Origin of the sequence: Sporosarcina aquimarina (assembly GCF_033253705.1) — a bacterium.
GTDB lineage: Bacteria > Bacillota > Bacilli > Bacillales_A > Planococcaceae > Sporosarcina > Sporosarcina aquimarina.
In genome coordinates, this window is record NZ_JAUBDH010000001.1 from 1 (window position 1) to 25,967 (window position 25,967).

General features: G+C 42.0%; 26 protein-coding genes and 2 rRNA genes. 10 read left to right on the forward strand and 18 right to left on the reverse strand.

Annotation, left to right across the window (positions count from 1 at the left end):
• From QT716_RS00005 to QT716_RS00030, 6 genes are all read left to right on the forward strand, one after another.
• Positions 1-129 (forward strand): 23S ribosomal RNA (locus tag QT716_RS00005); the annotation flags it as partial.
• A gap of 201 nt (positions 130-330) precedes the next feature.
• Positions 331-446: ribosomal RNA gene (rrf, locus tag QT716_RS00010) — 5S ribosomal RNA — on the forward strand.
• Between the two features lie 773 nt (positions 447-1,219).
• A complete protein-coding gene (locus tag QT716_RS00015) occupies positions 1,220-2,038 on the forward strand; it encodes a YihY/virulence factor BrkB family protein (protein ID WP_317933613.1) in 819 nt (272 codons plus the stop codon).
• Complete coding sequence (locus tag QT716_RS00020) at positions 2,039-2,716, forward strand: response regulator transcription factor (RefSeq protein WP_317933614.1); 678 nt, start codon at positions 2,039-2,041, stop codon at positions 2,714-2,716.
• The gene (locus QT716_RS00025; RefSeq protein ID WP_317933615.1) at positions 2,713-4,092 is read left to right on the forward strand and encodes a sensor histidine kinase; all 1,380 of its coding nucleotides are present in this window, start codon (positions 2,713-2,715) and stop codon (positions 4,090-4,092) included. The genes QT716_RS00020 and QT716_RS00025 overlap by 4 nt, the downstream gene beginning before the upstream one ends.
• A 73-nt stretch (positions 4,093-4,165) precedes the next feature.
• Positions 4,166-4,564 (forward strand): hypothetical protein, encoded by a 399-nt coding sequence (locus tag QT716_RS00030; protein ID WP_317933616.1) that lies wholly within the window; start codon positions 4,166-4,168, stop codon positions 4,562-4,564.
• Positions 4,565-4,785: 221 nt separating this feature from the next.
• Here the strand turns inward: QT716_RS00030 and QT716_RS00035 are convergent, their stop codons facing one another.
• Entirely contained in the window at positions 4,786-6,255 is a 1,470-nt protein-coding gene (locus QT716_RS00035; RefSeq protein ID WP_317933617.1) for an MDR family MFS transporter, read from the reverse strand.
• A 261-nt stretch (positions 6,256-6,516) separates the two neighbouring features.
• On the opposite strand from QT716_RS00035, the gene cls reads away from it, so the two are divergent.
• Positions 6,517-7,971 (forward strand): cardiolipin synthase, encoded by a 1,455-nt coding sequence (gene cls, locus QT716_RS00040; RefSeq protein ID WP_317933618.1) that lies wholly within the window; start codon positions 6,517-6,519, stop codon positions 7,969-7,971.
• Between the two features lie 55 nt (positions 7,972-8,026).
• Here the strand turns inward: cls and QT716_RS00045 are convergent, their stop codons facing one another.
• Positions 8,027-10,168, reverse strand: coding sequence for a type IA DNA topoisomerase (locus QT716_RS00045; protein ID WP_317933619.1), 2,142 nt, complete (start codon positions 10,166-10,168; stop codon positions 8,027-8,029).
• Positions 10,169-10,510: 342 nt separating this feature from the next.
• The gene (locus QT716_RS00050; protein ID WP_317933620.1) at positions 10,511-11,428 is read right to left on the reverse strand and encodes a DUF7916 family protein; all 918 of its coding nucleotides are present in this window, start codon (positions 11,426-11,428) and stop codon (positions 10,511-10,513) included.
• Positions 11,429-11,696: 268 nt separating this feature from the next.
• Between QT716_RS00050 and QT716_RS00055 the strand changes: the two genes are divergently transcribed.
• Positions 11,697-12,077 (forward strand): DUF6508 domain-containing protein, encoded by a 381-nt coding sequence (locus QT716_RS00055; RefSeq protein ID WP_317933621.1) that lies wholly within the window; start codon positions 11,697-11,699, stop codon positions 12,075-12,077.
• 38 nt (positions 12,078-12,115) lie between these two features.
• Positions 12,116-12,466 (forward strand): protease inhibitor I9 family protein, encoded by a 351-nt coding sequence (locus QT716_RS00060; RefSeq protein WP_317933622.1) that lies wholly within the window; start codon positions 12,116-12,118, stop codon positions 12,464-12,466.
• 106 nt (positions 12,467-12,572) lie between these two features.
• Here the strand turns inward: QT716_RS00060 and QT716_RS00065 are convergent, their stop codons facing one another.
• The 15 genes from QT716_RS00065 to QT716_RS00135 form a co-directional block, all read right to left on the reverse strand.
• Entirely contained in the window at positions 12,573-13,025 is a 453-nt protein-coding gene (locus QT716_RS00065) for a DUF5342 family protein (protein ID WP_317933623.1), read from the reverse strand.
• 70 nt (positions 13,026-13,095) lie between these two features.
• Complete coding sequence (locus QT716_RS00070; RefSeq protein ID WP_317933624.1) at positions 13,096-13,698, reverse strand: ABC transporter ATP-binding protein; 603 nt, start codon at positions 13,696-13,698, stop codon at positions 13,096-13,098.
• Positions 13,691-14,629 (reverse strand): ABC transporter ATP-binding protein, encoded by a 939-nt coding sequence (locus QT716_RS00075; RefSeq protein ID WP_317933625.1) that lies wholly within the window; start codon positions 14,627-14,629, stop codon positions 13,691-13,693. The genes QT716_RS00070 and QT716_RS00075 overlap by 8 nt, the downstream gene beginning before the upstream one ends.
• Positions 14,630-14,663: 34 nt before the next feature.
• Positions 14,664-15,521, reverse strand: coding sequence for an ABC transporter permease (locus tag QT716_RS00080; RefSeq protein ID WP_317933626.1), 858 nt, complete (start codon positions 15,519-15,521; stop codon positions 14,664-14,666).
• Positions 15,518-16,510 carry an ABC transporter permease gene (locus tag QT716_RS00085; protein WP_317933627.1) on the reverse strand — a complete coding sequence of 331 codons (993 nt, stop codon included), beginning with the start codon at positions 16,508-16,510 and terminating at the stop codon, positions 15,518-15,520. The genes QT716_RS00080 and QT716_RS00085 overlap by 4 nt, the downstream gene beginning before the upstream one ends.
• 15 nt (positions 16,511-16,525) lie before the next feature.
• The gene (locus QT716_RS00090) at positions 16,526-18,130 is read right to left on the reverse strand and encodes an ABC transporter substrate-binding protein (RefSeq protein WP_317933629.1); all 1,605 of its coding nucleotides are present in this window, start codon (positions 18,128-18,130) and stop codon (positions 16,526-16,528) included.
• A gap of 122 nt (positions 18,131-18,252) precedes the next feature.
• Positions 18,253-19,080, reverse strand: coding sequence for an urease accessory protein UreD (locus QT716_RS00095; protein WP_317933630.1), 828 nt, complete (start codon positions 19,078-19,080; stop codon positions 18,253-18,255).
• Positions 19,073-19,693, reverse strand: coding sequence for an urease accessory protein UreG (gene ureG, locus QT716_RS00100; RefSeq protein WP_317933631.1), 621 nt, complete (start codon positions 19,691-19,693; stop codon positions 19,073-19,075). The genes QT716_RS00095 and ureG overlap by 8 nt, the downstream gene beginning before the upstream one ends.
• Positions 19,694-19,785: 92 nt before the next feature.
• A complete protein-coding gene (locus QT716_RS00105; RefSeq protein ID WP_317933632.1) occupies positions 19,786-20,472 on the reverse strand; it encodes an urease accessory protein UreF in 687 nt (228 codons plus the stop codon).
• Positions 20,465-20,923: an urease accessory protein UreE gene (gene ureE / locus QT716_RS00110; RefSeq protein WP_317933633.1), complete on the reverse strand. Its 459-nt coding sequence runs from the start codon at positions 20,921-20,923 to the stop codon at positions 20,465-20,467. The genes QT716_RS00105 and ureE overlap by 8 nt, the downstream gene beginning before the upstream one ends.
• A gap of 12 nt (positions 20,924-20,935) precedes the next feature.
• Positions 20,936-22,648, reverse strand: coding sequence for an urease subunit alpha (gene ureC / locus QT716_RS00115; RefSeq protein ID WP_317933634.1), 1,713 nt, complete (start codon positions 22,646-22,648; stop codon positions 20,936-20,938).
• Positions 22,645-22,968 carry an urease subunit beta gene (locus QT716_RS00120; protein ID WP_317934217.1) on the reverse strand — a complete coding sequence of 108 codons (324 nt, stop codon included), beginning with the start codon at positions 22,966-22,968 and terminating at the stop codon, positions 22,645-22,647. The genes ureC and QT716_RS00120 overlap by 4 nt, the downstream gene beginning before the upstream one ends.
• A 54-nt stretch (positions 22,969-23,022) precedes the next feature.
• Positions 23,023-23,325, reverse strand: coding sequence for an urease subunit gamma (locus tag QT716_RS00125; protein ID WP_317934218.1), 303 nt, complete (start codon positions 23,323-23,325; stop codon positions 23,023-23,025).
• 750 nt (positions 23,326-24,075) lie between these two features.
• Entirely contained in the window at positions 24,076-24,681 is a 606-nt protein-coding gene (locus tag QT716_RS00130; RefSeq protein WP_317933635.1) for a nucleotidyltransferase family protein, read from the reverse strand.
• A complete protein-coding gene (locus QT716_RS00135; protein ID WP_317933637.1) occupies positions 24,678-25,664 on the reverse strand; it encodes an XdhC family protein in 987 nt (328 codons plus the stop codon). The genes QT716_RS00130 and QT716_RS00135 overlap by 4 nt, the downstream gene beginning before the upstream one ends.
• A gap of 147 nt (positions 25,665-25,811) precedes the next feature.
• On the opposite strand from QT716_RS00135, the gene QT716_RS00140 reads away from it, so the two are divergent.
• Entirely contained in the window at positions 25,812-25,964 is a 153-nt protein-coding gene (locus tag QT716_RS00140) for a capping complex subunit for YIEGIA (protein ID WP_317933639.1), read from the forward strand.
• The last annotated feature ends 3 nt before the right edge of the window (positions 25,965-25,967 follow it).

The window sequence follows — 25,967 nt, forward strand, 5'->3', positions numbered from 1 at the left end:
CCTCAAGATGAGATTTCCCATTACGCAAGTAAGTAAGATCCCTCAAAGATGATGAGGTGGATAGGTCTGGTGTGGAAGCATGGCGACATGTGGAGCTGACAGATACTAATCGATCGAGGACTTATCCAAATTCGAAAAGCGGAAGCAGCCGTTTAGGCTCGTAGGCATAAGACAGATTGACGAAGCGGCGATTTGTGCCGCACAGGCAAGCTGACTTATGACCGAGAGACTGGCTGCTGGAGCTGGACATATAAGTTAAAGCACCGCAAGGTGGTCTTGATACGAATTCAATGTTGGTTTTATCCAGTTTTGAGCGAACAAGCTCAGTTGTCTGGTAATGATGGCGAAGAGGTCACACCCGTTCCCATACCGAACACGGAAGTTAAGTTCTTCAGCGCCGATGGTAGTAGGGGGCTTCCCCCTGTGAGAGTAGGACGTTGCCGGGCAATTTTAAAAACGAGTTAAGGATATTGATCCTTAACTCGTTTTTTTATTTACACCTAATTACGGGAGATCCTTGAGCTTAAAGATTATGTACCTGATAGTCGATTTTAAAAAAGCGGACAGTTTGGTTAAGTTCAAGTGATTCTTTACTATAATTTCCCTTGGATTTTATTTATACAATAGGAAATACATTTCAGTGCCTTGTTAACATAAAGAGATCTCGTCCTATCCCCTGCATATCTCATTTTCGACAACCATTAAGATATTAAATTTCAGAGCCACGTTGAATTTTGGTATCATGAGAATTAATAACATTCAAAGTTTTGGATTACATACCCTCCCCGTCGTACTATACATTTCCTTTTGGCTTAAAAACAGTACAAAGCAATTCATCACTAGAACAAACACTCGAAATAAATCAAGAGCACGATAGTATGACAGTGTGTACTACTGGGACGGTCTACTATATTGATGTAGCGTAGAAGAGACAAGATGATTCAGGATGACAAATGTACAATACGCACAAGCAATTTATCTATAGTAGTTAATTCTTCAAGTTTAGTAGCATAGGGTCATAGAGGGGACGATAGAGTCTTGAACTATCGAGAAATTTTAAAAGTTCTCAGACGATTATAGAGTTAAAGGTATGAAAATTAGGCAATGGGCAGAACATACAATATCAATAATGAAAATGTAACTAGATTTTATAATGAATAGCTAGAAAAATATTATAGTAACAGTACGTATTAATCAGATATTGAAAAGGAGAAAGATCATGAAAATCGGACTTAAGGTCTTAAAGAGGTTTGTGAATGAACGGTTCTATGACCAAGCTGCACAAACTGCTTATTATTTGTTGTTATCCATGCTGCCGTTCTTCATTTTCATGTTGTCTTTACTTAATTTGTTTCCCGTAAATGAAGAGATATTGTTTCGTTTTCTTAGACCGTTCATACCGGATCAATCATTTCAGCTAATCGAGGATAATGTCCGGGAAGTTCTGCGGAATGGGAAAGGGAAATGGCTGTATCTCAGTTTAATAGGTGCGTTTTGGTTATCATCGGTGACGGTACAATCATTGGCCCGTTCACTCGACCTGGCCAACGGGTATATTCGAAAGAGGGGGTTTTGGCTATCGCTAATTCGGGACTTGGGTGTGACGTTGTTGTTCATGTTAGTCGTGCCACTTTCTCTGCTGCTTCCATTTATCGAGAACATACTTCATCAGGTTGTGTCTTACTATGATCGTCTGGATGATTGGCAAGGATGGTTATTCTTATGGCCCAAAGTGAAATGGGGTCTTGGTACATTGTTTTTATTTGTCTTTTTCCTTCTCTTCTATACAATTGTTCCCAGTGGCAAGGTTTCATTTCGAAAGGCGTTACCGGGTGCGATTCTGTCAACTATAGGGTGGCAGCTGTTTTCTTATCTATTTGGTGGATGGGTGACCGCAGTCGATTATAAGAGATTATATGGTCAGTTATCTGGAATTATCATGCTGGTCATCTGGTTTTACATGACTGCAGTTATTATTTTAGTGTCTGGATTGTTAAATGCAGAGTGGAGCAAAGTAAAAACGAGAGGTGTGAAATAGATGTTAACTATAGTAGCGGTTGACGATGATCCGAATATATTAGAGCTCGTACGTATCACGCTAGCAGCAGCGAGCTATAAAGTAATTACAGCAAGGAATGGAAAAGAAGCTTTGGAACTTATGGATCGGGAGGTACCAGACCTAGCTGTAGTAGACGTTATGATGCCAGAGATGGATGGCTTTACGTTAACTAAAAAACTTCGATCTGAATGGGACATCCCGGTATTACTACTTACGGCAAAAGGAGAACTTGAAGATAAGGAGAAAGGGTTTCTTGCGGGTTCTGATGATTATCTGGTAAAACCTTTCGAGCCAAAGGAATTATTATTTCGAATCCGCGCAATTTTGCGTCGTTATGATAAGGCTGTTGATGTTTTCATCCAAGCGGGGCCATTATCGATTAATCGTCAGACCTATGAAGTATCCATTGGGAAAAAGGTATTGTTACTCCCACTGAAAGAGTTTGAATTGTTGTCCGTTCTTGCATCACGCGCCAATCAGGTATTTACTCGGGAAGTTCTGTTGGAGCGTGTATGGGGCTACGATTACGATGGAGACGAACAAACGTTGAACGTTCATATTAAGCGATTAAGGGACAAGCTTGAAGGACTCCCTGAAAAGGTGAATATTGTTACGATACGCGGTGTTGGTTATAAGCTGGATACAGGTGGGGTATGAGATCCCTTTACGGCAAGTTTTTACTGTACACGGCAGGGATTATGATATTCAGTGCGTTAACAGCGTTTCTAGCGGTCAACACGTATTATCATCAAAACTTGAAAGGGTCAAATGATGAAAAAAACATGAACATCGTCCGGCAGCTTACAAGTTATATCGAGCAAAGTGAGCCTGACGACCTGAATCTATATTTAAAAACTCAAGCTGCAGCGGGATATAAGTTATTACTAGTGAATGAAGATTTGGAAGGACGGCGCTACGGTCAAGAGTTTCGTGTAGATAACTTGGATGAAAAAGATGTGCAGGATGTACTTCATGGACAAGCCTATCACGGCATGAAAAACTTCCCGACCGAAACTTTTGTCACTGGTTTTTTTTCGGATGAAACCGCGAATACAGTTGGAGTTCCATTTAAATATAAAGGTCAGGAGTATGCACTATTTCTCAGACCGGATATAAAGTTATTGTTCACAGAGGTACATTATTTACTCGGTGGAATGGTGATTGTAATGGCAATTGCAAGTTTACTGGCTATGTTGATTGTTGCGAAGCGGTTAATACGGCCAATCACGCAGTTAACTCTTGCCACAAAGAAAGTTGGTAAAGAAGAATTCAGCGGTATTTTACAAATTCACCAAAAAGATGAGATTGGACAACTAGCGGAGAGCTTTCAAAAGATGACTGAGCGGCTTGGAGAGAATGATTTGATACGCAAGAAGTTCATTAGTGATGTATCCCATGACTTTCAATCACCATTGTTGAACATTAAGGGGTATGCTGGTTTATTATTAGACGAAACGCTCTCAGCTGAAGAACGGGCAGGGTATGCAAAAGTAATTCAATCAGAGACAGATCGGTTGTCTTCTTTAACTAAACAGTTGCTGCTGTTGACGTCGCTTGATCAGATGATGAGTCCGTTAAAACCTGTGACCTATGATGTTAGTGAGCAGCTAAGAGAGACAGTACGTAAATACCGATGGCTTCTTGAGGAAAAACAAATTTCCCTGTCTATGGAAATCGAGGATGCCGAGCTGACGGGTGATCCTGCTTTCCTGGAAAAGGTATGGGAGAACTTGCTGTCCAACGCGTTGAAGTATACACCAGATTACGGGACCATCAATGTTTCTTTAGATTCGGATGAAACCACTATAATTGTAAAAATCGGTGACTCCGGAATTGGCATTGCGGAAGAAAACTTATCGCACATCTTCAATAGGTTCTATCGAGAAGATGATTCTCGAACGATTGCTGCTGAAGGGACAGGACTCGGGTTATCCATTGTTCAGCAAGTAATTGAACTTCATAATGGCGGAATTACCGTTACAAGTGAGAAGGGGATAGGAACAGTGTTTACCGTCTCGCTGCCTAAATTGTAATGTCCTGTACATGTTGCGTTCATGTTGGATAGGTATGATTAAGATAATTAGAACGACACAGGAGGAATGCAATATGCAGGAAAAATGGAGTATACGCTTAATACGAATCGCTGCGATATTTGGATTGGTTGGAACGGTACTTGGTTCACATATGGCGGGGTCAGGATCGTATGCATTTAAACCTATTCACGCACATATTCTGTTGGTCGGCTGGCTGTCTGTCTTTTCATGGGGCGTGTTTTATAAAATTTACCGTGTTCGTGCAACAAAACTCGTTGCAGTTCACGGGTGGACAGCAATTATCGGATCAATCGGATTGACTGCGGGTATGTGGCTGCAGTTCATTCAGCCGTTTAATATTAACGAGACATTTGCACTCGTCTTCTACATCGTAGGCGGCACAATCTTACTACTCGCCTTTGCATTATTTGTTGTGATGACCTTTCTTATTGACCGTAAAGAAAAATGGTAATTGAAGCTGTAAAGCCGTTCCTGGACATAGGAACGGCTTTTTGTATATTTAGTATGTAAAATCACATTCTAAAAGTTCTAATGGCAATTAAACTTTAAAGCAGAATATTTATCACTCACTTACTTACATATTTTTCATAATCTAGTCAAACACTTTTTCTATAAATAGATAAAAAAACAGCTATCCGATTTTCGGATAGCTGTTACTTGAGGGATAGGATTTCAGGGAAGCTCAATACGCTCTGAATCATCACTCGGTTTCGCACGGTACACAACAAACGAGAGAATAACTGCAACAAGGGACATTGCAAAGGCTATGAAGTATACCAATTCAACACCCGATACTAACGCTAGATTGATCGTCTCAGGATCTGTTGGTGTCGATGACTTTTGTAAAACGTGCAGCTGCTTTGCATTCATAATGCTGATGAAAACCGATACGCCAATCGCACCGGCAACTGGTTGCAACGTAGACATTACTGCCGTTCCATGCGGATATAGACGTTTTGGCAGCTGATTCAATCCGTTCGTTTCAGCAGGCATCATGATGGCGGAAACAGAGAGCATGATAAGGATATAGCTCACAACGACCACCCAAATAGGCGTATCGACGCGTAATTGACTCATCATGAACATTGTACCGCTCAACACGAGTGTTGCAGGAATCATTAGCACCCGAGGTCCGAATTTATCGAACAAAGCACCCATGAAAGGCGACATGATTCCGTTTAAAATACTGCCTGGCAGTAAAACCAATCCAGCTGTTGCTGCTGTTAAAGCTAAAGGACCTTGCATATAAATTGGCAAAATGATTTCCGAAGCGAACATCGCCATAATGATGATCAAAAACATCACAACTGCGTGTGAAAACATCGGATATCGGAATACCCGCATATTCATAATCGGTTCTTCAAGCTTCAACTGACGCCAAACAAATAACGCGATGCCGATAACCCCTATGCCGATGAACAGCCAAACGATCGGACTCGCAAATCCATCCTTACTTTCTCCGACGGAACTGAATCCATAGACAATGGATCCAAAACCGATTGTCGAGAACAAGAGAGAAAGGAAGTCGATTTTGGGCTTCGTCACCTCTGACACATTGACTAAATACTTATAGGCAAAGCCGATTGAGAATAGCGCAAACGGAATGACCATGATAAACAAATAGCGCCAGCCAAAGTATTCAACAATAACTCCTGACAATGTTGGTCCGATTGCAGGAGCAAACATTATGACCAGACCAATCATCCCCATCACTTTTCCGCGTCGTTCAGGTGGATAAATTAATAGAAAAACGTTAAAAATAATCGGCATCAATAATCCAGTTCCGACAGCTTGTATTAACCGGCCAACAAGTAAGATAGAAAATGTAGGGGCACTCGCACAAATTATTGTACCAAGCGTGAACACAGCCATCGTTCCTAGGAAAAGCTGTCTCGTTGTAAACCATTGAAGCAGCAGCGCGGAAATCGGAATGACTATGGCCATGACGAGCATGAATCCAGTCGCCATCCATTGGACAGCTGTCAACGAAATTGAAAACTGATCCATGAGAGTTACGAGTGCAATATTTAATAGTGTTTCGTTTAAAATAGCGAAAAATGCCCCGATAATAAGCGTTAACATAATAGGAAGTACTTTGACATTCGGGTTATCCGCTAAGTATTCATACTGTTTCTGTACCATTCAAAAACCTCTTTCATATAATGTGGCGGTATGTCCTCCAACCTCTGTTAAACAGTTACTAGCAGTTGAGTGAAACTTATTATAATTGATTTACTGGACAATCACTAATTTAAGATACTATCTAAACATAAAAAGCATGCTGTTTCTTTTCAATGGGTACATGGTATAGTGAAGACTACTTTCTAAACAAATAAACCTATATGAAATGAAAGTAAGATGAAGAAATCTTTTTGAAAACAAATCAGGAAAGAAGGTGTGATTATGGAGTTTGGAAATATAATTACAATGATCCTATCCATTACCACGATCATCAACCTAATTTTGTTGGCGGGCGTTCTGTTTTTCGAAAGACGAGACATCGGCAATACGTGGGCTTGGGTATTAGTTTTGGTATTCATCCCGATTGTTGGATTTTTCATATACCTATTCCTTGGTAGAAATATGAAGCAGAAAAACTTTTATAAGCTGACGGACGAAGAACGACATGCAATTAATACAGAAGTGAATCAGCAGCTATCACCACACTATGTAGAGAAGTTACAACAACTGCCATTGCTGAAGAGTCATGAAGAATTGATTCGGATGAATTTGGTATCATCGGATGCTCTTTTATCGATGGATAATGACGTTACAATTTTTGATGACGGGCATCACAAGTTTGATACGCTAATTGCGGATATCCAAGCAGCTGAAAAGGAAGTCAATGTTCAGTATTACATCATTCAGGCAGACGAACTAGGGGCCAGGCTGCGTGATGCGTTGACAGAGCGTGCTAAAGCAGGAGTTAAAATTCGTCTTCTTTACGATGAAGTCGGATCCAAAAAAACACCGCCAAAGTTTTTCGATGAACTGCGTGCCGCCGGTGGAGAAGTTGAAGTATTCTTCCCTTCACTCTTCAGGGTAGTTAATTTCCGTGTGAACAATCGGAATCACCGTAAATTAGTGATTATTGACGGACGCATTGCCTACATTGGCGGATTCAATGTAGGAGACGAGTACCTGGGTCTAGACAAAAAGTTTGGATACTGGCGGGATACGCACCTGCGCATCAAAGGAAAAGCCGTCCATCACATTCAAGGGAAATTCATACTGGATTGGCATCGTGCCGGGAATAACAAGCCAGGCGAGTGGGGAGAGTATACATTCAGCGAAGTGCCACAACAAGGTACCAGTCCGATTCAGGTAGTTTCCAGTGGACCGGATTCCGTTACAGAGCATTTGAAAAACATGTACATTAAACTAATTTTATCCGCGAAAAAAAGGGTCTACATCCAAACACCGTATTTCATTCCAGATACGAGCTTTATGGACGCATGTAAAATTGCGTTGTTATCTGGAGTAGATGTGAAGATTATGATTCCGTGCAAGCCAGATCACCCGTTTGTCTATTGGGCAACGTGGACATATGCAGGGGATTTGCTGGATTATGGCGCAAAGATTTTACTCTATGAAAATGGTTTTTTACATGCCAAGACAATCGTTGTTGACGATGAGCTAGCAGCAGTAGGGACGATGAACATCGATTCTCGCAGTTTTCATTTGAATTTTGAAGTGAGTGCGATTGTCTACGATGAAAAAGTAGCAAAACGACTATCTGAGTTATTCTTTAAAGACATGGAAGTCAGTTCGGAACTGACACCAGAACGTTATGCAGAGCGTTCGCTTCTCATCAGATTCAAAGAAGGTATTTCGCGTCTGCTATCACCTGTTTTGTAATAAATGAACGAAAAATGGAAAGCCACTCATAGCGCGAGTGCTTTCCATTTTTTGTTTACACAAATACTAAATTCAATTTACCTTCCTTCAATTCGAGCATGGCATCGAATTTTTGACCGCTTGAATTTGTGAACCCTTTAATGACATTCGTTTTACCCTTTGTACAAAGCAGTTTAACTTGGGCTTGGGTCAGTTTCTTTTTCAAGAACAGGCCAGGAAACGTCTGCTTGCAGCCATTTTTGTAATTACTGCAGCCGAAAAACTCTTTGCGCGCGACAATCATGCCATTTCCACACTTCGGACAGGGTGCTACTTCAGTAGCGGTGTACGATTTGCGGCTGGATGACTTCGACGGAGGCAGTACGATATCGATTTTTTGCTGTTCCAGTTGAACCGGAACGTCTTCAAGCAGCTTATAGATGAATTTCGACACGCTGCCTAAAAAGTGTTGTCCGGTCCCTTCACCATTGCCGATCTTTTTCAAGTAAGTTTCCCATTTTGCTGTCATCGAAGGGCTTGCGAGCAAACTGCCCTCGATCGCCTGACAGAGGACGCGGCCTTTATCGGTAATGGAGACAATGTTTTTGGTTACCGAAATATAACCATGCTTTTTGATCGTTTCGATAATGTTACTTCGAGTCGCTTCCGTACCAAGCCCCTCAATTTCTTTTAAAATATCTGTCTCGGTCTGGTCTTCGACGAGCTTACCGCATGTTTTCATCATCGCGATCAGCTGTCCTTCAGTGTACGGTTTTGGCGGCTGAGTGGCGCCTTCTTTAATCCCAATTTCACTTTGCACCGTTTCACTTTTTTCGAGAGGAGGAAGGGCGGGCTCGTCCGCTTCTTTTCCTTTTTTAGCGGGTGCAGCAAAGAGCTCTTTCCAGCCTTTGTCCACTTCCGTTTTCCCAGTTGTAAAGAAGGGGAGTCCATTGACGTCTGTTGTCACTTTGGTTTCTGTATATAAATAATCCCGATGGAACATCGCGAGCGCAGTCCGCACCACTTCCTCGTACAAATTTTTTTCCAATGGTGACAATCTAGCAATTGCGGCTGCGGTTGGAACCTTTTTTGTCGGGATAATGGCATAGTGCTCCTGAACTTTGGAGCTGTCGACGAAGCGCTTTTTAGGTGTCTTTGAAGCGATTTCGAATGACTGTCCAATGAGTTCTTGGTATTTTTCAACCGATGATGCCAGGTAATTGAATTCACTCGGCGTGATGTGCCGTGTGTCTGTCCGCGGATACGACACGAGTTTCTTCTCATATAGCGTCTGCATTGTTTTCAAAACTGTTGCAGGACTTGCTTTCCAGCGGCGATTTGCAGTTGCCTGCAATGTTGAAAGCGAGTGCAGCTGTGGCGGCGGCATGCGTTTATCGGTCGTCTTCAGCTCTGTAATCGTACCAGGGGACCGCTTTGTGATTCCACGACTATTTAGCGCTTCTGCGATCAGTTCCCGCTTCGGCTCCTTCAATTTGGCTTTCCCTTTATACGTCCCGTTCGCAGCAGTAAATAACGCTTCTGCCTCAAAAAATGGTTCAGAAACAAACGTCTCAATTTCACACTGCCGCTGATAAATCAAATACACCGTCGGTGATTGCACCCGTCCAATCGGGAACACTTCTTCAATGCCTTTTGCTTTCAATAACAATGTATACAACCGTGAGCCATTCATCCCAACGAGCCAGTCACTGATCTGGCGGGACTTGGCTTCTTCATACATCTGCAAATCTTTCTTATTATCTCGTAAGTTCTCAAACCCTTTGATTACTTCATCGGCTTCCAGGGAATTGATCCACAGCCTCTTTATCGTTTGACCGCGTGCACCTGTCTGATCGTAAATGCTATAGAAGATATTTGACCCTTCGCGATCTACGTCACATGCGTTAATGACGGTATCTGTACTTTTAATGAGCTTTTTTACAACTTGAAACTGCTTGAATTTACCCTTCGAGACTTGGAATTCATAGTGCTCAGGTAAAATCGGCAAACTCCCTAGTGACCAGCGTTTCCATGAAGGATTATAGGCATGGGGTTCTTTCAATTCCACAAGATGCCCGACACCCCACGTCAAAAAAGCCCCCTCCGGAAACGTCGGACACGGGTGAATTTCCATATAGCCCTCGTGCTTGCGCGTTTTGAAGGCATCTGCGTAAGCTTTTGCCTGACTTGGCTTCTCGGCGAGAATCACGGGCTTCATCCAAACACCTCATCTCATTGTTAGTACGCTTGTTCTAATTATCTCATATAGAAATCCGGAAAGCTATTGTTATTGCAATGACAAAAAGCAGCCATCATGCTGTCTTAGGCTAAGTTTTTTTCGGGACGATTACAGCCGAAGCAACAAATTTATTAAATCCAGCGTCGCTAATGGCAAACTCAAAAGGTGAAGTACCCCAATTGATAGCGGATAATGCAAAATTTACAGATGTCGGCTTGTCAACCCCCGGAATTAAATGCAGGAATGTCCTTTTCTTGCATCCAGACGGCCTTAGAAACAGGTAATTCAAACGTGGAGGGACCGAGATCTAGTATTCTTCTTTTATCGCATCACAGAGGACGCCATTCGAACATAAGTATGCCTTCTTCCTCTAATGGCGATTGAGTAGGTCATGATATTTTCAGGAACGGCAATGCCATAATAACCGGTATCACCGATATGATAAATATCTGCACCAGCCATTTTACTATTTAAAGCAATTTGTCGAATCGTTGCTTCGTCCGCACCTTCTTGACTAGTGCCTATTGTGAGCATGGCTAACGCACCTTTTGAATGGACAAAACGAACGTAGTTTTCAGCCGTATCTACAGTAATTCCTGGCACAGTTCCTGGAGCAGGCATTAAAATAACATCAGCGCCTGCTTCAATGAAACATGAAAGGGCGGCTTCTGAAACAATTCCGCTACCGGTTTCGTTAGCGACACCAGCCCCGTGCATTTTTCCAGCGATAATCAAGCCCTCTTCTCCAAAAATCTCTCGTGCTTTCTTAATGGCAACGACTGTTTCTTCGTTTGTCACGCCAGTCTTGGGATTCCCTGTCAAACAGACAAAGTCGAAACCTAGTTTCTTTGCTTCTTTTAACGTTTCTTCGGAAGCTGTTCTGCCTTTAGAGACCGTATTTAACATTTCAATTTGTGGGGCATTCAGGTCAATCGGCTCCAAATTCAAACCAATTGGACGCCCTGTTAATTCTTTCATCTTATGAATGATGGATTCTTTCCTCACACATTCGTATCCTTCTACAGCAGGATTGAACACATCAAATACATTCAATAATAATAAATCCGCACCAAAGGATGCAGCAAGTTCAGCATTTGTGATACCTGGATATAGGGGGGCTACAGATGACATCGTCTCCGATAGCATCACTCTTCCTTCACATGCTTTTATTGATTGCTTCAACTCTTGTCCGTTCATTTTTTGAAAATCGGAAGCTGTGCAGTCTAATAATCGTTTCATAAAAAATCCTCCTCATGGTGGTAGCAGCAATTTTTTCAATGGCAGAGTTCCCGGGGCACCTCATGGTACGTATAGTGCCGTACTTTTTACTAACATAAGTATCTCATAGATTGCCAGGAGGGTCCTATATAGCAGGTGGTGTAAACTAACAGCACAACCTAATAATCCAAATAAATAAATTCACTATTTAAGAACTTGCTTATAAGACATCATTACAATAGATATAAGATGGGCAGTAAACACTATAATAGGAATGGAGAGGATCAGGATGGAACAGTATCGTAAACTTTACTCATACTTGCCATACTTCGAAAAACGGGCAGATGAAAATTTGAAGACTATCACAGAAGGTAGTAGCTTGTTTCATGCGAGTTATGTGGAAAAGATCAACGAGTTCGTTAGCTCTTTCTATGATTCTGGTTTCGTTGACTCGGATTATGGAGGCACGTTAAGTACACATGGGATTACCTCTGTAGAAAAGATAAGGGGAAGTATTCCAACCGCAAGTGCCGATTTATTGAAAGCAATCATGACCCAAATGATTCGAGAGGAAAGATTTTCTTCAGGAGCGATTGCCTCTTATGCGGAAAATGGATTTATTGAACAAGCTCTTAGAAGATTGGGCGGAATTTACGGATATACATCTTAACTGGACTCAACTTGAGTAGATAAAAGGGGATGAGTATTTTGATATATATTGACCCAAATGTGGATTTGCATACGAAAGAATTTGTACAAATCATAATTGAATTTAGAATAAGTCCTGCCCATGTGGCCATTATAAAGAATCCGCTATTGTCACTGGAAAAAGCAACTGAACAAGTTGAGCAAAGTCATCGAGACTTTCTAGAGGAACTAAATAAGTTCTTGGGAGAAAAGCAATATCCATATGCAATTATCGAGAGTTATAAACGAAGCTTTAACGGTGTGGCTTTGGAGCTTCGAGGAATGACTGTTCAGAAATTATTGTCATCCCGTCTCATTAAAGCAATTTATGTGAATCGTGAAATAAGAATACCCGAGACCCCGATAATGTAATGGTCCTTATAGAAAACCACATTTGCGGGCAATTGTAAGGGAGACGACCAAAAAAATCAGCGAACAAAGCCGGTCAAGGCCTCATCACTGATCTTTTTTGTATGTCCTAATTAGTATCATCTAAATGATCCTTCATTTTCTTTTGCACTTGTTTCTCGATTTTTTCGACCTTGGCGCTGTTGATTTTGCGCCGCGGCTTTGGATGGAACCATTCCAGCTTCCCATGACGCATCAACCCTTTGTATTCCTCACCGTCAATTAATAGTTTGAACTGATGGGCTTCATGGACTTGCTCATTAAACATGGGTGTCACTTCAAATTCATTAAATTCTTCAACAGCATCCTCGTCATTGTTTTCATTTAATAGTCTGTGCACCTCGGATTCCACCCACATTAACTGTTCATCATCTAAATCCTGTTTAGGGTCCGGGTTAAGCCAATGGATTTTACCTTCCAGGTAATCCCCTTTGTATTCCTTGCCATTGAGAGAAAAACTGAATTGATTTCTCTCATACGTGCGATTATCATAAATCATTTCTACTTCAAAATCATCAACCAATTCTAAACACCTCCTGAAAATGGACTAATCCTCATTCCCTTATAACGTGAAGTATAAATAACTGATAACTTTAGTGCAACTGATTGAAATCGATTACACAATCACATAATCTTTCTAATAACTGTTGGTCATGGCTTATGACCAGCACTCCAATAGAGCGCTTCTTAGCTAGGTCAAGAATGGTGTGCCAAATTTGCGCTTGAGTGATTGCATCTAACATAGTTGTCATCTCATCGGCAATTAAATAATGTGTATGGGGTCCAAGTGCACGAGCAACACAAAAACGCTGTAATTCACCGCCGGATAGTTCACTCGGATAGCGTGTCATCCATGAGGAAGCAATCCCTAAAGCATCCAAAATCTGAGGATCTACATCTCCAGCTTCAGAAAGGACTTTCTTCATTTTCCATTTTGGATTAATTGCTTTTTCGGGATGCTGCCAGACCAATTGCACAGGAAATGGACGTGTGGAGTTCAGTTTTTGTTGATCCATCCTTACGGTACCTTCATCAGGTTTTAAGTAATTCGCTATAACTTGGGCCAAAGTAGTCTTCCCAGAACCACTTTTTCCATACAGACCTATAATCTCGCCTGGCGCAATGTTCAAGGTTATATTTCGAAACAACCATGGACGTCCTGTATGGCGATAACTTAGTCCTTCGACCTTAAGCATGGAAGCACCTCACCATGCCGCCATCAACCATCCTTGCTTCGGGTTGCTGCTGTGCGCAGAGATCGGTTGATAATGGACAGTGGGATCTATACAGACATCCAGTGGGTGACTGCCCAGTAAATTGTTGTACTTCGGAGGTCGGGAGAAAGCTGTTTTGCGGTAATGCGTTCCAAAGTGCTCTTGAGTAGGGGTGTCTAAGTGATTTTCCATTACCGGAAAAGTCTTTTGCATCTGCGACCTCTAGGGTTTGTCCCGCATAAAAGACTGCGACTTTATCGGCAATACTTTGCGCTGCATCGAGATCATGGGTAATGAACATGACGCCTTTTCCGGAATTAGAGAGGTGTTTGATGAGTGTAAGGGTTTCGTTGCGTGCCTCACTATCTAACCCGGGTGTGGGTTCATCAGCAATGATCAGCTTTGCCTCACTTGCCATGGCCATCGAAACAAGCACCCTTCTAGCCATGCCACCGGACAATTCGAATGGATAGAGGTTTTCGGTTTTAGGTGGCAGACCAAGGCTTTCGAAAATGTTTCGCCTAATGCTTTTCCTGTTTTTATTTTTGATAACTACTTCGACCTGTTTACCAGTCTTCATTAATGGATCTAAAGCATTAACGGATTGCGGGATAAGGAAGATGTCCTTCCCGCGTAACCGAATCTGTTTTTCAGCAGTTAGCTCTTCGCTTTCAAAGTATAATTTCCCACCAAGCTCCGCGTTTTTCGGTAATATCCCTAAGATAGCGTTGGCAAGAAGGCTTTTACCTGAACCGCTTGCACCGACAACTGCGACAATTTCTCCACGATGAATTGTCATATCGAAGTTCGTAATTGCTTGCGTCCGCATCTCACGCAACCCTTTACCATATTGAAGAAAACTTAAAGATAACTGACGTACTTCCATCAATGGATGATGCTTTTGTTCAATCATCCTATTAGCCTCCTTCCAACTCTAAGTCTATCCTTTATAAGTGATTTCCTGAAAATGGGTCAATCCATTTTTGGAGTTGACGTCCGAGTATGTCGAAGATCCCGACCATAGCTAAAAGTGAAAGTCCAGGAAAGAGTGCCAGCCACCACATACCGGTCGATAAATAGCGCATGGCCTCCGACAAGATGATGCCTACTGCCGGTGTTTCCGGCGATAATCCGAATCCAAGGAAGGTAATAGCTGCTTCATGTAAAATAGCGTGTGGAAACAATAAAATGGCCCCAATTAGTAACTGTGGAAGCAAATGAGGCAACACATGGTGTACGGCAACCCATGTTTTGGTTTTGCCTAGCTTCTGTGAAATCGCGACATACTCAGTGGAATTAATCTGCAAGACTTCTGCTCGTAACAACCGGGTCAGGCTTGGCCAATGCGTTACTGCGAGACCAATGACAACGCCTTTAAAACCACCTCCGAGCGTAAAGGCTATCAGCAGTAGTAGGACTAGATGCGGCACGCTTAGGAACAAGTCTATTAACCAAGTCACACAGGCATCGACCGCTCTGTTAGTCAGAGTGAGCAAGCTTAATAGTAGCGCTATGAAACTGCTGATGAGAACAGATAGTAAACCAACGCTAAAACTTAAGGACAGTCCTTTAAGTGTTCGCGCAAGCATGTCGCGTCCGAGCCAGTCCGTCCCGAAAAGGTGTTCCAATGAGGGAGGGATATTTCTAAACTGTAAATCGACGCCCAATTTGTTAGGAGTTATAAATAAACTGCTAATCAGCATTCCTGCCAATATCGAGATTGATATCGAGATGACGACAGTAGATTTCACTCTCAGACTCCACATGTTCTTTCTTTTTCGTATGATGTTGTTTGAGACGCTCATGTGGTTCTTCTCCTTCTTACCCTCGGATCAATCACTTGATACAACAGGTCCGCAATCAAATTGCCGACAAATACGAATAATGTACTAAAGAGGACGATACCTAAAAGAAGAGGTACGTCACCGCCAAGACCTGCTTGTACGACGGCCTGGCCAAGGCCAGGATAGGAAAATACCTGTTCTGCCAAGACCGCTCCGCCGAACAGTTCGCCAAACGATGCAAAATGTAAGGAAATAGCCGGCAACGAAATATTTCTAATTCCATGTCGCCAAAGTAAGGATAGGGAACGTTCTCCTTTCGCTTTAGCAAAACGGATAAATTCACTATCCAGTACATCAATCAATTTTTGCCTAGTATGTAACGCGACATTTGAAACCCCTACAATGCTTAGTGTTAGTGCAGGTAAAAACAAATGTCTAATTCGTTCGTAAATAGTTACATCCTCATTCAATATACCGGAAGGCGTGGCAAGTCCTATAGGAAACCAGCCTAACCATACTGAAAAGCACATTAATAAAAGTAAGCCAAGCCAGAATGCGGGCGTGGAAGCGATAGTGAAGCAGAGTCCTTTTATCGCCGTATCTACCCAAGTACCTTTTCGCATTCCAGCGATGATGCCAAGTAGATAGCCAAGAATTCCAGATATCGCCCATGCAAGCCCCATTAAAGCGAGAGAAGCGAAAAAGCGTTCAGCAATTACATCGGTAACAGGAATTCGAAAGGTTAATGAGGTACCAAGATTTCCATGTAAAACTGCTTTCGCCCAATGGAAAAATCGTGTTGTATTCGTATCGTTCAATCCCCAATAGGCAGCGATGTTTTCCCGCTGCTCAGGACTGACACTTGTCATATCCGCACCAATATAGGATTGGATAGGATCCATAGGTGAATGGCTAACAAGTGTGAACGAGATAATACTGACTGCAACTAAGAGAGATGCTAGCTTAAGTGTATTTTTTACGATGAATAAAGTTCCTTTTTTGGCATACAAAGTATATCCCTCTTTCTACTTTTTCCAATGCCATTGTGAAATGTAATCAGTCATTGGCCAGCCATGTCCATGTGGTTGGATTTTTTGTGGTCCGATTTCTAAATCATCTCGCACGAAGTAGAGGTGTTTCATATTAAGCAGCCAAACCCATGGTGTATCTCCTTTAGCCGAAAAGCCGGTTGAGCCGTCCCACTGTGCTTTTTTCCAATACTCATTTGCTTCATTTGGATCTTGGGAGTTCATCGCTTTTTCCATGTATTCATCAACTTTTGGGTTTGAATAATAGTTGGTATTGTAAAAATCTTGGCCCTTTGTCGTGCTGCTGTATATATTATACATTTCGAGCGGGCTATTACTGCCCCATCCCATCATGACAGGATTCGAATACATAACATGAACGAGTTCGTTCCAGTTTTCTCCTTTGGTGGTGATGTCGATGCCAAGTGGCTTCATAGCGTCGGAGAAAGCGAGGGACAAGGATTGACGGATTTGGTCATCTGCAGGGTAATACAAAGTAAGTGCAGCTTCCATCCCATCTTTTACTCGGATTCCGTCTTTGTTTTCTTTCCAGCCAGCGGCATCGAGAAGTTTCTTTGCTTCTTCTAGATTTCCATCTTCTATAACCGTTTCAGAATTCCACCATGGCAAATGATCTGCTACAGTAAAGGCTTTCGTTCCAAAGCCTTCAAGGACTCCGTCTACTAGATCTTGTCGGTTGATTGCGATGTTAAGTGCTTTACGGATTGCCTTATCCGCCGTAACATCGTTGCCAATCGGATCTCCATCTGCTGTTTTTTCCCCGGAAGGAACATAGGGTAGAACGATCCCACGGTTATCAACGCTATCTAGTTGTACAAGCGACATGTTTGGAACTTCTTGTTTAGCAAAAGAAGGTGTAACAGAGACAATGTCTGCTTGTCCTGACTTCGCAGCTGCAAAAGCCGCATCTTCTGACAGAAAGAGGAATGTAAGTTTCTTGAAATAAGGCTTATCTCCGTAATAAAGAGGATTTGCCTGAACGATCAATTGCTGACCCTTATTCCACTGGACTAGCTCGAATGGCCCTGATCCAATTGGATGTGTACGATACGAATCGTCATAAGCGTGTTCAGGGACGATTCCCATTGTAGCAAGCGAATAAAGGAATGTAGAGTTAGGTTCTCTTAATGTGAAAGTGATTGTGCTTTTATCTATTTCTTCTACTTTTTCTAGGTTCGTCAAATCGACTACGGATCCACTGTTTTTTGCTGTTTCAAACGTGAAGGCAACATCCTTGGCTGTCAGTGGCTCACCGTCGGAAAACTTGACGTCATCCCGAATACGTATTGTCCATAGTTTACCGTCTTCGCTGACGTTGTAGGATGTAGCCAAATCGTTTTGTACTTTAAAATCCTTATCGAATGTCACTAACGTACTTTGAAAGAGAGGAGAGCCATAGTGACCCCATCCTGTTGTCGGGTCGAAGCCTTCTTCGGGCTCACCGCCAATGGCTAGAGTCAGTGAATCATTCTTCTTAGTTGTGTTGCTGTTTTTTTCTAAAGCCTTCTCTGTATTCGAACAGGCCACTATTACACTGGCAATGACGGATAAAGTTATTAATAGAAAAAGCTTTTTTTTCATAGGTCTACTCCTTGCATATCATGATGTATTTAAATAGATAGTACTTAAAAAAAACAGTGCAGAAAAAAATACAGCTCCCAGCAAAGTGCCAGGAGGTATTCTTTTATAAGAAGTCAATTATTTTAGTATTTTCGCAGAGGGTGGGGCTCGGTACCGAACCATTCTTTGTTGACTAAACAGTGGCAGTCTTTAAAAATACGTTCAATTAATTGGGTTGTATTAGCCATTATCCGAATTGACAGCCCAGCTTTAGATAACTGAGAAATGCCTGCCTTGAAATCTCCGCTTTGTTCATCAATCACTTTAACTAACTTTTCTTCCAATTCGGCATCAGACTGCTCCCCAACAATTAAAAATGAACCTAAGTGTGTGTAACCTTCCATTAATCCAAGACTATCCATCGGTTTTTCACCGGGATTCAAATGAATATGGTCGAAGACAATTAGTTCGCTTTCCAAGTAAACTTCAGTTTTCAATCGAATCGAATCATAACTGAAAGTTTCCCCATCGGGTGACCACCCGGGCGTTAGGATATCTGTATATAAGAGAGATGCGCCTTTTTCCATACGGAATACAGTCTTTTGATAATAGCTAGCCGCTTTGTACGCAATTAAGGGATCAGGTAAATATTGAAGGTGACTGTCTCCCTGTAGAAAAATTTCGGCTTCCTGATACGCCTGTTTGGTCGGTGTTCGATATACTTTTGTAGCCGATTGGGTAGTCAACGTAACCATTGCCTGTTCACCAACAGTGACACGCATGCGATACGTATCGCCGTCTAAATATCCACCGCCGGGGTTAAGTAAATAATAACAAGGCTGATTAGAACCATTGTGATAAACAGGACGCATCACTTTGAAAGCCCCTTGAAAAAACACGTTTTTAGTTATAGTTTTTCCGTATTGGTTCTTCTGGACATCAAGCTCCAGAATACCAGTCCAATCAGACATCTTTCTCTAGCCCTTTAAGGAGTGCTTCCTGATTGATCCAATCGATGACTTCGTCAAGGCCGTCTTCGGTCTTAAGATTGGTAAATACAAAAGGCTTATCTTTTCGGAATACCTTTGTATCCGATGCCATCACGTTCAAGTCTGCACCGACTAATGGTGCTAAGTCTGTTTTGTTGATAACGAATAAGTCCGATTTAATCATCCCTTGGCCACCTTTGCGGGGGATTTTTTCGCCTTGGGCGACATCAATGATATATATTGAGAAATCCACTAATTCCGGACTGAATGTTGCTGCTAAATTATCCCCTCCGCTTTCAACGAAAATAAGCTCCACGTCAGGGTGTCTTTCTTGTAATTCTTCGATAGCAGATACATTCATTGAAGTATCTTCACGAATTGCTGTATGTGGACAGCCACCTGTTTCCACACCGATAATGCGGTTTTCAGGTAATATACCGTTCTGTACTAAAAACTTTGCGTCTTCTTTTGTATAAATATCATTTGTGATAACGGCCATGCTAATGTCTTCATTTAACTTTCTAGTTATCTTCTCGATTAGCATCGTTTTACCTGCACCTACTGGTCCGCCTACACCAATTTTTAGAGGTTCCATGACTCAACACATCCTTTTTAAAAATAAATAACTTCTCCTCAGTTAGAAAACAATCAACTAGTAAACAATTTTTTTACAAATAAATAGTCGCTTTAAGATGAAAAAATACGTACATGGACACGTTCGTGCTGCATCTGTGCTAATTCGATGCCCGGGGAAACGATACCTAAGTCTTCTTCGTCCAAACGGTTTATCTTTTCAACGGTTTCAATCAGATGATTTTGAAGGGAATAGATAATCTGCTGTCCAGCCGTTTGCCCGAGTGGAATTGCGCGCACTGCATTCTGTACTAAATTGATGATTGAAGTGTACATGTAATACAAAATTGTTGTATCACGATCCACTTTGAGAAAGTGCCCTGCAATCGTAAAGACGATAACCGGGTGGCCGAATGCACCGTTGTTTTTAATCTGTTCTTGGTATACGCCTAACATAGGGGCTTCATAAAGTGTTTTTGCCATTTTTAGCATTTGTACGCCGATGCGATGCGTTCCTTCACGTGTCTCTTTCGCGAGACACTGAACTGTAAGCAGTCGGTCCAGCTCCCATATCTTGTTATAGTCACCTGATTCTAATGCATCGTAAATAAGTCTCGCGGCGAGGCCATCCGAGTAAGTGAGCTGTTCTTCCAAGTACACGTGCAGCCAATCGGAAAACGTCTCGGCATTGTGGACGAGTTCATCTTGAATATAGGTTTCCAATCCGAATGAATGACTGAACGCTCCCGTAGGAAAGTTCGAGTCACAGAGCTGGAATAGGGATAACGTTCGATTATTCATCGTGACTGTGTCCGATGTGGCGGAACGCCTGCTTTACTTTTCTCTCTTCTCGTAAATAAGGAATCGCCAAATCTTTTAATAATTCCTCTACAAGATAGTCGTATTGAACGAGCATTTCATCTCCTTCAAATTGTGCGGGAAGGTGACGATTTCCTAGTTGGTGTGCGATTTTACCCATCTCATGTATGCTGCGTGGTTGAATGATTATCAGATCATCGGACAGAACGTCAACGATAATCATATTTCCTTCATCCATATAGAGTACATCGCCAGCCAGCAAGTCTTTGGGTTCTTTTAGGCGGATGCCAATCTCACGTCCATGATCCGTGGTGATTCGAAAAATCCGTTTTACTAAGTGATCGCTTTCCAGATACACTTTTTCTTTATGGCGCTTCTTTAATTCTTCCTGTGACAATTGGTCTATATTGGTCACTACTTTTTCAATAATCATCAACTTTTCACCTCAAAATAAGAAATATCGTTGACCCATAGGGACTTTATCCACCGGGTCACATGTAATTAATTCACCATTAATCCGTACTTCATATGTCTGCGGATCCACTTCGATGTGAGGTGTTTCCGAATTCAACTTCATGTCTTTCTTGGTTAGGTCACGTATGCCGCGTACAGGTCGGATCATTTTTTCCAAACCGAGTCTTTCATGTATTTTGTCGTCATAGGCTGCTTGTGAAATGAAGGTCATCGAGCTTTTCGCCAATGTTTTGCCAAGTGAGGCATATGAAGGCCGATAGATCATTGGTTGAGGAGTTGGGATCGATGCATTGGCGTCTCCCATCAAACTGTTGACAGTCAGACCGTTTTTTAAAATCATTTCTGGTTTTGCCCCGAAAAACTTAGGGTCCCATAAAACTAAGTCAGCCATTTTACCTACTTCAATCGATCCGACATACTCAGAAATACCATGCGTAATAGCAGGGTTGATGGTGAACTTAGCGATATATCTTTTTACACGATTGTTATCAGAGAAGTCGAAATCACCTTTCATGATACCACGTTGTTTTTTCATTTTGTCTGCGGTCTGCCAAGTGCGTAGACCTACTTCACCTATTCTTCCCATTGCTTGCGCATCTGAGCTAGTCATACTGAAGACGCCCATGTCTTGTAAGACATCTTCTGCAGCAATCGTTTCACTGCGGATACGAGAATCTGCAAAGGCAATATCTTCTGGAACGGAGGGGTTCAAATGATGGCAAACCATCAGCATATCGAGATGTTCGTCAATCGTGTTCACAGTGTAAGGCATCGTTGGATTTGTGGAAGATGGGAGCACATTCATCATTCCTGCAGATTTGATCAAGTCTGGAGCATGGCCGCCACCAGCTCCCTCTGTATGATACATGTGAATTACGCGATCTTTTACAGCACGCATTGTATCTTCCATGAAGCCGCCTTCATTCAACGTATCTGCATGAAGGGCTACTTGAACATCAAATTTGTCAGCAACAGTTAAGGAATAATCCAATGAAGAGGCCGTCGCACCCCAATCTTCGTGTACCTTCAAACCGATAGCACCCGCACGGACTTGTTCAGCCAGGGGTTCTTCGGCTGCAGCATGTCCTTTGGAGGTCAGACCGACGTTAATAGGGAGTCCTTCCACTGCTTGCAGCATCGTGTGCATGTTATAGGGGCCAGGTGTTACGGTGGTAGCGCGTGAACCAGCACCTGGGCCAACGCCGCCTCCAATAAGTGTTGTAGTACCAGCAGTCAGGGCAACATTCACTTGTTCAGGATTAATAAAGTGAACATGTGTATCGATTCCACCAGCAGTAAGGATTTTCCCCTCGCCAGCGATTACTTCTGTAGAGGTACCAATTACTATATCCACATTGTCCATAATCAAAGGGTTACCGGCCTTACCTATGCCAGAGATTTTCCCATCACGAATGGCGACATCTGCTTTATAAATTCCTGTGTAGTCGAGGACAATGACACTCGTAATAATCACATCAGGGATACCATCGCCACGAGTGACGAGGGGATGTTGTCCCATGCCATCACGAATGACTTTGCCTCCGCCAAAAACGACTTCTTCTCCATATGTTGTGAAATCTTTTTCAATTCTTATGAACAAATCTGTATCTGCGAGCCGTATGGAATCCCCTGTGGTTGGCCCATACATTTGTGCATATTGTTCCCTGGACATTTTAAATGTCATTTAGATTCCTCACTTTCTAAAGGACCATCTACTTTATTGTTGAATCCATATACTTTACGTTCACCAGCATAATCAATAAGTTCAATTTCTTTTTGATCGCCAGGTTCAAAACGGACAGCAGCTCCAGCTGGAACATTCAACCGTTTGCCATAAGTTCTTTCCCGATCAAATTTCAATGCGGAATTGACTTCGTAAAAGTGGAAGTGTGAGCCGACTTGCACGGGTCTGTCACCTGTATTAAGAACGGTGATTTGAATACTTTCTCTTCCAGCGTTACAGATGATGGGTTCGTCTTTTAAAATATATTCTCCAGGAATCATCTTTTCATCGTTCCTTTCCATTCATAGAGTTTGTTAGATGAAGAGCTAAGGGTGTTATCGAATCGGATCATGTACGGTCACAAGTTTTGTCCCGTCGGGGAACGTGACCTCGACTTGAATGTCATCAATCATTTCAGGGATTCCATCCATAACATCTTCGCGTGTTAAAATTGTCGCACCAAAAGACATCAAATCTGCGACGGATTTCCCGTCTCGAGCACCCTCCATAATTTCGTTGGTAATATAAGCCACAGCTTCCGGATGATTCAGCTTTAGCCCCCGTTCTTTTCTGCGTCTAGCCACGTCAGCAGCGACGACAATTAGAAGTTTATCGATTTCGCGCGGTAATAATTGCATGGATTCTTTCATCCTCCTTATAGATAAAGTTTCCTACTCCAAGAATGTGAATATACCTTCTGCTTTATTCAATAACAAATGACTCTGAATTCAGAGAATAATAAGACGGTTGGTAATTGTTAATAAAGTGTTAATATACCACTCGAATGAAAATGTAAAACAACTTACGTTTTTCGTCAGTAAGGTTAATGCTTATTTAGTTGTAAGTAAAAGTTTCAATTGTGCGTCGTGATTTCAACAGGATGTTGACAGAAAAGGGGTTCTCCGAAACGACGAAGGAAGATACGTATTATTAGCATGCATCATGTAGGATGGATGATGCTGTTGTTAGAATGGGGCAGTCAAAAGTTTGCAGCCGCTTGGAGTAGGACTGTTTCATGAGTAAACTCGTCTTACGCGAAAAAACCTAGTTCACATATAGTGATTCCAGATTAAATTTGAACCGAATCCGAGTTTAGATAGAGACTATGAAACGTTGAAACAGCAGTGAAATATGTCTCTTCTAACCTATTTTAAGTATTATAATCGGAAAAGCAAGTTAGACCTCTTGACTTTTTTACTTTTTCTTAATTGGCTGCTTCGATAGTCATTTGGGAAAAGTTCCATTTAATACTTTTTTAGAATACTAATTCGGATGGATCTCTTCAATTGGAACCAAACCCAGAAAGCAAGTGATTTAAGTTGGAAGCGAGAAATAATCTGTTGAAAACGGAGAATGGACTTCTAAAAGGGCTTCTACCGAATTCTATATCAGTATGTTGTCTTGAAGACTTCATAATCTTCTTTTGTGTCGATATCAAATACAAGTCTCTTATCTGTACAAGGCAATAGCCTGCCCTTTTGAAGAAAACTCCCACGTAAAATAGCACGTGCCCCTTTATCACCGCGTAATTCCAAAAGGTCACTATACATAGAAGACGAAAAAAGGACAGGGGGTGTGATGGCTTGTCCGATTGTTGTCGCGACAAATTTTGCAGATGGATTAGTTTTCATACAGTCGATTAATCCTGCAATCATTTGCGTCGTAATGAATGGTTGGTCTGCTAACAAGACCATTACTCCCGCCGCATCATTTTCTTGTGCTTCTTCAATCCCGCAGCGCAAGGATTCAGATTGGCCATCTTGGGATGTGGTGCATTTGATGATTTTACATTTTTTGTTCTTCTTCAGCCTAGCAGGTATCCAATCCATCTTGTCGTTTACTTTTGAAATTACATAGACTTCCTCAAGTGAAGATTGTAAAGCGGTGTCTAGTGCTAGACTTCCTAACGTTTTAGTTCCAACAGGCAACGCTAATTTGTGGGATCCCATTCGGCTGCTGTTTCCAGCGGCAAGGTATACCCCAACAATTTTCATGACTTTTCCCCCTGCCTAACCGCAATGAGTTCAGCCACGATGCTAATAGCAATTTCCTCAGGGCCATCTGCGCCGATCGATAGCCCGATAGGTGTGGAGACCTCCTTTGGTATTTCTCCGTCAAGAAGACGGATTGATCTTTTTTTAGAACCTAATATGCCGAAGTACAACAACTTGAAGTTATATAAGTGCTTCACAATTGCTGCATCAGTTTGGAAATCATGTGTCATGACAACAACGGAGTCTAGTGGACTAAAATTCACGTCAGCAATTCGTTTTTGAATATCTCCTATTTGGATGGATGCTGCGGTTGGAAAATGGTTCTTGTTACAAATCCCATCCCGCCAGTCGAACAAATGAACAGCATATCCAACCTGATTTGCCAGTGTTGCAAGAGGGCGTGCATCAACGCCTGCACCTAATATGTAGATGGCAGGCCGCGGCCAGATCAGTTGTGAGTAGAACAGTTCATCCGCTATTTGAAATTGACCGGCTTTAGTCTGAAAGGGGTGCTCTATATCACTGTTTAATGGTATTCCCATTTGTGTTGAAACTTCTCGATCCATGTAAGTATAGTCATTGAAATCAGTCATGGATTGAAGAAAATGCACAGGTTCTTTTTTTAATAACTGTTTATGGATTAGGCCAAGGAATTGTCTGAAGTTCTCATCGATATCGCGCACTAACACTGTTACAACACCATTGCATCCTACACCGCGTCCCCAGCCCAGATCGTCTTCTGAACTGAGATCATAGTCTACCAGTTCAGCTTTTCCAGTATGAAATAATTGGCTGGAACGGTTCGACAAATCATTTTCCAAGCATCCGCCGCTCACTATTCCAATACGATTCCCGTTTTCTTGCATGAGCATCCATGCGCCTTCCTTCCGATACGAAGATCCTTCCACATTCACAATCATTGCAAGGACCATTGCCTGAGGATCACGTAGAACGGCTTCAATCATTTGTTGAATAGAATGCATATCGCCACCTCATTTCTTACAATCTACTATCGCCTTTGAAATACCGTTCTATTCGTATATTTATTTTTTTAATCATCTTATATAGTTGCGTTGTTATGGAAAGGATATGAACTATACAAAAAGGATCTGTGTGGGGTGTGGTAGTCCATGAATTCAGAAGAAATACAAAGTGGGGATGCTCCGGTTTTCATTGTAAAAGGTTATAAGGAATTACAGACGATTGGGGTGACACTGGAAAAGATGATGGAGGTGGCTGCTCATGAAATTGATGCAGAGTCACTCATTATCGAATCGCATTAACTA